10 protein-coding genes and 1 tRNA gene are annotated in these 9,811 nt (G+C 69.7%); 2 read left to right on the top strand and 9 right to left on the bottom strand.

All coding sequences use genetic code 11. The features are described 5' to 3' along the window. The 7 genes from GWK25_RS37660 to GWK25_RS37630 all read right to left on the bottom strand — a co-directional run. The coding region (locus tag GWK25_RS37660; RefSeq protein WP_215455941.1) for a hypothetical protein at positions 1 to 493 on the bottom strand (493 nt) is incomplete at its 3' end. 78 nt (positions 494 to 571) lie between these two features. After that, a complete protein-coding gene (gene pth, locus GWK25_RS37655) occupies positions 572 to 1,174 on the bottom strand; it encodes an aminoacyl-tRNA hydrolase (protein WP_215455940.1) in 603 nt (200 codons plus the stop codon). Positions 1,175 to 1,249: 75 nt separating this feature from the next. Next, positions 1,250 to 1,843 (bottom strand): 50S ribosomal protein L25/general stress protein Ctc, encoded by a 594-nt coding sequence (locus GWK25_RS37650; RefSeq protein WP_215455939.1) that lies wholly within the window; start codon positions 1,841 to 1,843, stop codon positions 1,250 to 1,252. Between the two features lie 177 nt (positions 1,844 to 2,020). Next, entirely contained in the window at positions 2,021 to 2,995 is a 975-nt protein-coding gene (locus GWK25_RS37645) for a ribose-phosphate diphosphokinase (RefSeq protein ID WP_059079911.1), read from the bottom strand. Between the two features lie 109 nt (positions 2,996 to 3,104). Then, positions 3,105 to 4,553, bottom strand: coding sequence for a bifunctional UDP-N-acetylglucosamine diphosphorylase/glucosamine-1-phosphate N-acetyltransferase GlmU (gene glmU / locus GWK25_RS37640; RefSeq protein ID WP_215455938.1), 1,449 nt, complete (start codon positions 4,551 to 4,553; stop codon positions 3,105 to 3,107). Positions 4,554 to 4,674: 121 nt separating this feature from the next. Then, a tRNA-Gln gene (locus GWK25_RS37635) sits at positions 4,675 to 4,749 on the bottom strand. A gap of 23 nt (positions 4,750 to 4,772) precedes the next feature. Beyond that, the gene (locus GWK25_RS37630) at positions 4,773 to 5,633 is read right to left on the bottom strand and encodes a hypothetical protein (RefSeq protein ID WP_215455937.1); all 861 of its coding nucleotides are present in this window, start codon (positions 5,631 to 5,633) and stop codon (positions 4,773 to 4,775) included. 168 nt (positions 5,634 to 5,801) lie between these two features. On the opposite strand from GWK25_RS37630, the gene GWK25_RS37625 reads away from it, so the two are divergent. Continuing rightward, positions 5,802 to 7,169: a sensor histidine kinase gene (locus GWK25_RS37625; RefSeq protein WP_215455936.1), complete on the top strand. Its 1,368-nt coding sequence runs from the start codon at positions 5,802 to 5,804 to the stop codon at positions 7,167 to 7,169. 211 nt (positions 7,170 to 7,380) lie between these two features. Here the strand turns inward: GWK25_RS37625 and GWK25_RS37620 are convergent, their stop codons facing one another. Together GWK25_RS37620 and GWK25_RS37615 are read right to left on the bottom strand one after the other, a co-directional pair. Next, positions 7,381 to 7,875 carry an SUKH-3 domain-containing protein gene (locus GWK25_RS37620; protein WP_184893163.1) on the bottom strand — a complete coding sequence of 165 codons (495 nt, stop codon included), beginning with the start codon at positions 7,873 to 7,875 and terminating at the stop codon, positions 7,381 to 7,383. A gap of 118 nt (positions 7,876 to 7,993) precedes the next feature. Beyond that, positions 7,994 to 8,494 carry a YwqJ-related putative deaminase gene (locus GWK25_RS37615; RefSeq protein WP_215455935.1) on the bottom strand — a complete coding sequence of 167 codons (501 nt, stop codon included), beginning with the start codon at positions 8,492 to 8,494 and terminating at the stop codon, positions 7,994 to 7,996. 324 nt (positions 8,495 to 8,818) lie between these two features. Here GWK25_RS37615 and GWK25_RS37610 point away from each other — a divergent pair, with 324 nt between their 5' ends. Then, complete coding sequence (locus tag GWK25_RS37610) at positions 8,819 to 9,805, top strand: SMI1/KNR4 family protein (RefSeq protein ID WP_215455934.1); 987 nt, start codon at positions 8,819 to 8,821, stop codon at positions 9,803 to 9,805. Positions 9,806 to 9,811 lie beyond the last annotated feature (6 nt).

Here is a 9,811-nt window from a genome sequence, read left to right as displayed (position 1 = left end):
ACCCGCCCAGCACCCACGCCGACCGGACCATCCGCAGGCCACCCGCCACGACCACCGCCGCCAGCAGCAGCGCCCCGCCCAGCGGTACCCAGGCATGCAGCAGGCCCGCCGGGCCCGTCCGTACGACATCGCTGCTGCCCGGCTTCACGACCACGGTGTACGTCCGACCCGTCTCCACCGCCACGGACCGCTCGATCTCGACCCGCTCCCGGGCCCGCGACCCCGTGGACACCGGCTCGTACGGCCCCCAGCAGGTCTCGTCCCGGCACTCGGACACGGTCAGCGTGCCCTGCTCGCGCCCCTTGCTCAGCATCACGTGCTGGGCGCAGCCCCAGGACCCCCACACCCCGGCGATCAGGATCACCACCGCCGTCACACCCATGGCCGCCAGCCGCCCGTACCGCAGCGCGGCGGACGCGCCACCGCCGCTCGGGCGCGCACGGCGCCGCGAACGGTGCGCGGGGGCTTTCCTGTCGGGCATGGCCGGGATCATTGGCCATGCCGCTGCGGTCGGTCAACTCCCGCAGGCCAGCGCACGATGACGGACGAAACGGGATATGTGCGGAACCGGTCAGGAGTTGTACGTCCCCTGCGCCCGCTCCAACCCGTCGATCACCAGACACTCCACCGCGTCCGCCGCCCGGTCCACGAAATAGTCCAACTCCTTGCGCTCCGCGGCGGAGAAGTCCTTCAACACGAAGTCCGCGACCTGCATCCGACCCGGCGGACGACCGATCCCGAACCGCACCCGGTGGTAGTCCGACCCCATCGCCGTCGTCATCGACTTCAGCCCGTTGTGACCGTTGTCACCTCCGCCGAGCTTCAGCCGCAGCGTGCCGTAGTCGATGTCCAACTCGTCATGGATCGCGACGATGTTCGCCACCGGCACCTTGTAGAAATCCCGCAACGCGGTCACCGGACCGCCCGACAGGTTCATGTACGACATCGGCTTCGCCAGGATCACCCGACGGTTCCCCGGCCCCGGGGGCCCGATCCGCCCCTCGACGACCTGCGCCTGCGCCTTCCCGGCCCGCTTGAACCTCCCCCCGATCCGCTCGGCCAGCAGATCGGCCACCATGAACCCCACGTTGTGCCGGTTCGCCGCGTACTCGGGCCCGGGATTGCCCAGCCCGGCGATCAGCCAGGGGGCACTCGGATCGGTCGTCACGTCCATCTCTCCTTGAATACGCGCCAGCCGCCGCCCCCCGAAGGGAAGCAGCGGCTGACGAACCGATGACGGAGCCGGGGCTCAGGCCTCCGCAGCCTCGTCGCCCTCGGCGGCCTCCTCCGACGGCTCCTCCGCCTGCGCGGCCAGAACCTGCAGGACGACGGCGTCGCCGTCGACGGCCAGCGTGGTGCCCTTCGGCAGGGTGATGTCCTTCGCGAGGACGGACGCGCCGGCCTCCAGGCCCTCGACGGAGACCGTGACGGACTCGGGGATGTGCGTGGCCTCGGCCTCGACCGGCAGCGCGTTCAGCACGTGCTCCAGCAGGTTGCCACCCGCCGCCAGCTCACCCTCGGTGTGCACGGGGATCTCGACGTTGACCTTCTCGCCCTTCTTCACGAGCAGCAGGTCGACGTGCTCCAGGAAACCCTTGATCGGGTCACGCTGCACGGACTTCGGGATCGCCAGCTCGCTGGTCTTGCCGTCGATGTCCAGCGAGATCAGGACGTTCGGCGTACGCAGCGCGAGCAGCAGGTCGTGACCCGGCAGGGTCAGGTGCAGCGGGTCGGAACCGTGACCGTAGAGAACACCGGGAACCTTGGAGTCACGGCGGATACGGCGGGCGGCGCCCTTGCCGAACTCGGTACGCGTCGACGCGGTGAGCTTCACCTCGGACATGATCACTCCTCGTAGAGAACTGGGGAAACGTGGTCACCCGGCCAAACCATCGGCCTGCTACGAAGAGCGCGTCGATAACGGACCGCCGCACCCACAGGTACGGCCTCCCTCGCCGAGCAACTGTGACAGCTTACGCAGCGGGAAGGCCGTACAAGAAATCGATCTAGACGAAGACCGTCACTGCTCGTCGAACAGGCTCGTCACCGAACCGTCCTCGAACACCTCACGCACCGCGCTCGCGATCGTCGGCGCGATCGACAGCACCGTGATCTTGTCCAGCTCCAACTCGCTCGGCGTCGGCAGCGAGTTGGTGAACACGAACTCACTCACCTTCGAGTTCTTCAACCGATCGGCGGCCGGACCCGACAGCACACCGTGCGTCGCCGTCACGATGACGTCCTCCGCACCGTGCGCGAACAACGCGTCCGCCGCCGCGCAGATGGTGCCACCGGTGTCGATCATGTCGTCCACCAGGACACACACACGACCCTTGACCTCACCCACGACCTCATGGACGGTCACCTGGTTCGCCACGTCCTTGTCACGCCGCTTGTGCACGATGGCCAGCGGCGCACCCAGACGGTCGCACCAACGGTCCGCCACCCGCACCCGACCCGCGTCCGGCGAGACCACCGTCAGCTTGTCCCGGTCCACCTTCGCGCCCACGTAGTCCGCGAGCAACGGCAACGCGAACAGGTGGTCCACAGGCCCGTCGAAGAACCCCTGGATCTGGTCCGTGTGCAGATCCACGGCCAGAATCCGGTCCGCACCCGCCGTCTTCATCAGATCCGCGATCAGACGCGCCGAGATCGGTTCACGACCACGGTGCTTCTTGTCCTGCCGCGCGTAACCGTAGAACGGCACGATGACGGTGATCGAGCGGGCGGAGGCACGCTTCAGCGCGTCGATCATGATCAACTGCTCCATGACCCACTTGTTGATCGGAGCCGTGTGGCTCTGGATCAGGAAGCAGTCCGCACCTCGCGCCGACTCCTGGTAGCGGACATAGATCTCGCCGTTGGCGAAGTCGAAGGCCTTCGTCGGGACGACCCCGACACCCAGCTGCTGGGCGATCTCCTCGGCAAGCTCGGGGTGGGCGCGGCCGGAGAAGAACATCATCTTCTTCTCGCCGGTCGTCTTGATCCCGGTCACAGCACTGTCTCCTCAGAGGTTCTCAGCCAGGCGCGCGGAAGCCGCCCGCCAGCTGGGGTGCGGGTGTGCATGTATCACGGTACGACGTCCTTGGCGCACCTGTTTCCAGTCAGCTTTCGGTTTCGCCCTCCCGGGACGCCGCCTCGGCAGCCTTCGCCGATGCGCTCCCCGGCCGCTTACGCGCCACCCAACCCTCGATATTCCGCTGCTGGCCACGGGCCACGGCCAGCGAACCGGGCGGCACATCCTTCGTGATCACGGACCCGGCGGCGGTGTACGCACCGTCCCCGACCGTGACAGGCGCCACAAACATGTTGTCCGAGCCCGTCTTGCAGTGCGACCCGACAGTCGTGTGGTGCTTGTTCTCACCGTCGTAGTTCACGAACACGCTCGCCGCGCCGATGTTCGAGTACTCACCGATGGTCGCGTCACCGACGTACGAGAGATGCGGGACCTTCGTCCCCTCACCGATGGTCGCGTTCTTGGTCTCGACATACGTGCCGATCTTCGACTTCAGCCCGAGGCGGGTACCGGGCCGCAAGTACGCGTACGGCCCCACGGTCGCCTGCGGGCCGACCTCGGCACCGTCCGCCACCGTGTTGTCCACGCGCGCGCCCGCCCCGACCGTGGTGTCCTTCAGCCGGCTGTTCGGGCCCACCTCCGCGCCCTCGGCGACGTGTGTGGCCCCCAGGAGCTGGGTGCCGGGGTGGACGACCGAGTCCTGCTCGAACGTCACCGTCACGTCCACCCAGGTCGTGGCGGGGTCGATCACGGTCACCCCGGCGAGCATGGCCTCGGTGAGCAGCCGGTCGTTCAGGATGCGGCGGGCCTCGGAGAGCTGCACACGGTTGTTGATCCCGGCGATCTCCCGGTGGTCACCGGCGACCGAGGCGCCGACGCGGTGCCCGGCCTCGCGCAGGATCCCGAGGACGTCGGTCAGGTACTCCTCGCCCTGGCTGTTGTCCGTCCTCACCTTCCCGAGGGCGTCCGCGAGCAGCTGGCCGTCGAACGCGAACACCCCGGAGTTGATCTCACGGATCGCGCGCTGCGACTCGGTGGCGTCCTTGTGCTCCACGATGGCCGTGACGGCACCGGAGGCGCCGTCCCGCACGATGCGGCCGTAACCGGTGGCGTCCGGGACCTCGGCGGTCAGCACGGTCACCGCGTTGCCGTCGGCGGAGTGGGTGGCGGCGAGGGCGCGCAGGGTGGCGCCGGTCAGCAGCGGGGTGTCGCCGCAGACGACGACCACGGTGCCGTCGACGACGCCGCCCAGCTCCTCCAGGCCCATCCGTACGGCGTGCCCCGTGCCGTTCTGCTCCGCCTGGACGGCCGTGCGTACGCCGGGGTCGACCTCGGTGAGGTGCGCGGTGACCTTCTCGCGGGCGTGCCCCACGACGACGACCAGGTTCTCGGGGTCCAGCTCGCGCGCGGCGGCGAGGACGTGGCCGACCAGGGAGCGGCCACAGATGCTGTGCAGAACCTTGGGTGTGGCCGACTTCATACGGGTGCCCTCACCCGCTGCGAGTACGACGACGGCTGCCGGGCGGGTTGCGCTCACGGGGATGCCCTTCGGCTGTGGGTGCGGTGGGGGTTGACATCCGCAGGATACCGGGGCGTTGTGAGGGGGAAATGTGAGCGGGTCCTGACCGTGGTGCTTGGGTCAGGACCCGAACTTGGCTTGGCTCCCCCGCCAGGACTCGAACCCGGACATATGGCACCAAAAGCCACAGTGCTGCCAATTACACCACAGGGGATCATTCTCGACCAAACCGGACATTTAGTCGGGCTGCCGAGTGGCGCCTTCTACTATGCCGTACCAGGCGCCTTCCATGCGACGGTATAGATCGGCGCTCTGTCGGACGTAGATGGTCAGGCAGCCATGATAGGTCTCGCCCGTGTTCTTTCGGGCTGTGCGTGGGTTGTGCTTCTTGAGTGTGGCCTTGCTCAGTGCGGACACGTCGACGCCGACGATGCCGGCCCAATATTTCTCCGCGGCCTCAACGTCTGCGGACTCGTGGATGCTGACTCGCAGGGTCAAGCGGTCTGATGTCACGTCGAGGAGCGCCAGCCAGCGCAGGAAGACTCTGATCATGTTCGGATCGCTGTTGATGAATTGCAGGACCTCGGTGCGCCGGTAGGGCTTGTCCTTGGAGCCCTCGGCCCAGTAGAGGCCGACACCCACAAGGAAGAGCTCACGGTCCGAGAGCCCACCGACCGCTGCTGCCGCAGTCTGCTTGACGGCCTGGCGCTCGCGGTCCTGTTCCGCTCGCAGCCGAGTGAGCCCGGCGTTCATCTGTGCCCGCTGCTCCTCGGGCGTGCGGCGAGGCTCCGGTGTCGGCAGGTCGCGCACCCAGAGTGACACCGAGCTCTTCGAGCAACCCAGCTCGGCCTGGATCTGGTTGTACGTCCAGCCCTGTCGCCGGAGCTCTCGTGCCTTGTCGCGGAGGTCGTCCTTGGCGTTGGGGCGCTTCGTCCATTCTGGCGGCGGTTCGCCTTCGACAAGTCGCTGAAGTGTTTCGCTGTTACGAACGCCGAGTTCGTCTCTGATCTGCCGCAGGCTGCGGCCTGCCCGTCGCAGGGCGACAGCCTGCTCTCGCAGGCCCTCGAAGTCGGCGTACTTGCTGTGTGGATGTGCCATGGGCATACCGTCCGGGCGGAATGAGGGGTTCCGGGGTCGAACGGCGGGCGATTCAGCAGTTCGAGGGAAAGTGGGTGGTTTCGCTTCTGTTCGAAGGTGGGGCGTGGTGTGGGCCACTACGGGAAACTCGCCGGAAAAGCGGGGGCGCTCGAACGTAGGCTTGGGTGTATGACCACGACGGGGGAAGACCACACCGCGGCCGGGACGGGGGACGGGGCCGGACCGTGGTGGTGGGACCGGTGGCGGAGCGCGGTCCTCGACGGCGGGCTGGCGCTGGTGTCGGCGGTCGAGTGTTCGATCGAGGGTGTCGAGTTCGCCCTTGACGCGGCCCTGCCGGAGGCCGTCGGCGTGCTGTTCGGCGCGCTCGCCGGCTCCGTGCTGCTGGTGCGGCGGATGTGGCCCGTCGCCGTCGTGCTGGTCTTCATCGCCGTGGCGCCCGCCCAGATGGGCTATCTGATGGGGCTCGTCGGGCTGTACACGCTGGCGGCGTCGGAGGCGCCGAGGCGGATCATCGGGGCGTTGTCGGGGATGGCGTTCGCGGGTGTGTTCATCGTGTGGTTCGTCGAGGCGACCCGGAGCAATCTGCAGGGGGACGGGGCGGTCGGCGGCGGGGACGCGTTCGCCGTGTTCCTCGCGTCGACGATGGCGATCGGGCTGACCGCGCCGCCGGTGCTGCTGGGGCTGTACGTCGGGGCGCGGCGGCGGTTGATGGAGAGTCTGCGGGAGCGGGCGGATTCGCTGGAGCGGGAGTTGCAGCTGCTCGCGGAGCGCGCGGAGGAGCGGGCCGAGTGGGCTCGGGGGGAGGAGCGGACCCGGATCGCGCGGGAGATGCACGACGTGGTCGCGCACCGGGTGTCGTTGATGGTCGTGCACGCGGCCGCTCTCCAGGCGGTGGCGCGGAAGGATCCGGAGAAGGCCGTGCGGAACGCGGCGCTGGTGGGGGACATGGGGCGGCAGGCGTTGACCGAGTTGCGGGAGATGCTCGGGGTGTTGCGGTCGGGGGAGGGGTTCTCGTCGATGGCGCGGATGCGGCCGGGGTCGGCGTCCGCGTCCGGGGCGGCGCCCGCGCCGGTGCCTTTGGCGGCGGTGGGGGCGGCTGCCGCGGCGGCGGCTTCGCGGGCCGAGAGCGAGGCGGCGGAGGGGCCCTGTCTGGCGGAGCTTGAGGTGCTGGTGGGGCAGTCGGCGGCTGCGGGGATGGTCGTCGAGTTGGCGGTGGAGGGGGAGGTGCGGGTGTATGCGGCGGAGGTCGAGCAGACGGCGTACCGGGTGGTGCAGGAGGCGTTGACGAACGTCCACAAGCACGCGGCGGGGGCGAAGACGCGGGTGCGGCTGGCGCATCGGGCGGCGGAGATCGCGATGCAGGTGGAGAACGGGCCGCCGCCGGAGCCGGGGGCGGCGGGGGCCGCGCGGTTGCCCAGTGGGGGGAACGGGTTGCTCGGGATGAAGGAGCGGGTGGCCGAGCTGGGGGGTGTGTTCGTGTCCGGGCCCACGGATGCCGGGGGGTTTCGGGTGTCTGCGGTGATTCCGGCGGCGTAGGGAGTGGGCTGAGCTGGGTGCCGGGGGTTGTGGGCGCCCGGGGTATTCAGGGCGCCAGGCGGCTCTGGTGGGGCGGGGCTGGGTGCCGCAGCTCGGCGGTTATGAGGTGCCGCTGCGCCCACCCTCCCCACCCTCCCCACTCTCGGCTTCGCTCGAGCGGCAGGTGCCCTCATCGCCCCGGCGGCACGACTGCCCGCAGTTGGATATGGGCTCAGCTCGCTGTCAGGCGGGTGGGGGTCGTGCCGGTGAGGAGGGTGGTGAGGGCTGTGTCGATGGTGGGGCCCAGGTACCAGTCGCCGGTGTGGTCGAGGGCGTAGGTGCGGCCCTCGGTGTCGATGGCGACGAGGGCGCGGGTGGCGGTCTCGTGGCCGAGGGGGCAGACCTCGGTGTCGAGGGCGCGGCCGAGGTCGCCGAGCGTGCGGGCCATGTGGAGGCCGTGCAGCGGGTCGAGGTGCAGGTCGGCGGGGGCGAGCCGGCGGCCGGGTCCCTGGGCGGTGAGGCGGAGGCCGCCGAACTCGGCCCAGGCCTCGACCGCGGCCGGGAAGACCGCGTGGCGGTGGCCGGCGGGGGAGGTGTGCTCGCGCAGGGTGTCGGCCCAGATCTCGGCCTGCTTTATGTCCCAGCGGCCGGGCTGCCATCCGGCGGCGCGCAGGGCGGCGTCGACGGGGACGGAGAAGCGCGTGGTGGAGGTGCGGTCTGTGTGCATCTGCCCTTTGTTCGTCGGTGGTTCGTGGGGGTGCGTCGGGGGCGGTCGTTCGTGGCTGGGTTTCGTGGTTTCGCGCCCTGGTCGTGTGTTCTGACGCGATCTTCGCGGTGCCGGGTTCCTAGGGCTCCTGGGTCGGGTCCACGATGCGGACGCCGAAGTGGGCGCTGAGGGCCGCGCAGGAGCGGCAGGGCGTGGCGAACGCGCCGTGCAGGGGGTCGCCGTCCTCGCGGATGTGGCGGGTGGTGAGCTTGGCCTGCTTGAGGGCCTTGCGGGCCTCGCCGTTGGACATGGGTCTGCGGGCGGCGCGCTTGCTGCGGGCCGCGTCGGCGCCGGTGATGTGGCGGGAGATGAGGATGGCCTCGGCGCAGCGGCCGGTGAAGCGGTCACGCCGGTCGGTGGCGAGGGAGTCGAGGAACTCCTGGACCAGGGGGTGCAGGGGCGGCGCGTGGTCGCCGCGGGCGGCGGTGCCGGTGAGGGTCTCGCCGCGTACGGAGAGGGCGGCGGCCACGGTCGGCAGGATGCCGTCGCGGCGGTGGAGGAGGACGGGGGCGTGCGGCTGTTCCGCGGTGCTCCAGCCGATGCGGGGGTCGCCCGATGGTCCCGCCTGCGTCGCGCTCATGATCGTGATCCCCTCCTATTGCATCCCCCGCCAGGGGACACAGAGTGCCAAACGGTGTGGCCGGTGCGGAAGCTGGGGCAGTACGACACGCCCGGTCTTCGGCGTTGCGTGAGGGTGGTGTGACGGCTGGTCACGGAAGCGGAGGCCCGATGACCGGTGTCGCCGTACCGCTTAGGCTGTCGACAGCCGCGATCCGTTCGGTCTTGTGATCGAGGGCGGACAGAACAGGCCGTACCAGGGCTTTTTCTGCTGTCGGAGAGCAGTGCGACACAGCAACAACCCAGCCAGAACAGGTCTCACAGAACGCCGCAGGGGGCTACCGCCATGACGACAGGTCGGCTCGGGCAGCAAGCCGCGCCGCCGAACGCGGCCTACGCCGGGCAGGTCGTGCAGTTTCCGGATCCGGTCCGGGCGGCGCGTCACCCGAGGGGTGTCCGTGTTGACGCGCACGGCTATCCGGACTTCTCTCCCTACGCGCGTGCCGCGGCGGAGATCGCCGATCCCCCGGAGGGCTTCGGCGTGGACGAGCTGCGGTTGACGGACTATGTGTCCGCGAACGCGGCGCTGGCGGCGTCCGGGCACGAACTGTGGGACACGATCCCGCCGGTGGCGACGCCGCACGGCTGGACGTGGCATCACGCGCCGGGTGGCCGCCGGCTGGAGCTGGTGCCGGTCGAGGTGAAGGCGCTGCTGCGGCACCACGGTGGTATCGCGACGGCCCGCGTCGACCAGCACAAGCGTGGTACGCGGCCGTTGCAGGAGACCCGGCCCGCGCACTTCGGGCTGCCGAAGTCGTCGGCGGTGGCGGTGACCGAGACGCAGGTGCAGGGCGTCGAGGAGGATCTCGGGTACCGGTTGCCGGGCGCGTACCGGTCGTTCCTGAAGGCGGCGGGCGGTTGCGCTCCCGTGGGGGCGGCGCTGGACGCGGAGTTGGGGCTGCTGGTGGACCAGCCGTTCTTCACGGTGCGGGACGAGGCCGCGGTCAACGACCTGGTGTACGTGAACAAGTGTCTGCGGGACCATCTCACCAAGGACTATCTGGCCGTGGCGTTCGCGCAGGGCGGGATCCTCGCGGTGAAGGTGAAGGGCGACCGGATCGGGTCGGTCTGGTTCTGCGCGTACGACGATGCCCGTGACGTCGATCCGTCGTGGTCGCCGGCCGCGCGGGTGGAGCGGTTGCTGCTCCCCGCCGGTGAGGACTTCGACGTGTTCCTGTCCCGGCTGGCGGGCAATCCGCCGGAACTGGAGACGGTGGCCAACCTGATGGTGGACGGTGGCTTCGCGCGTGCCGTGCCGGTCGCGGGGGAGTGAGTTTTC

The organism is Streptomyces sp. ATCC 21386 (genome assembly GCF_018728545.1).
Lineage (GTDB): Bacteria > Actinomycetota > Actinomycetes > Streptomycetales > Streptomycetaceae > Streptomyces.
Note: the sequence above shows the minus strand (reverse complement) of the source record. Positions and strands in the feature narration are given on the sequence as shown.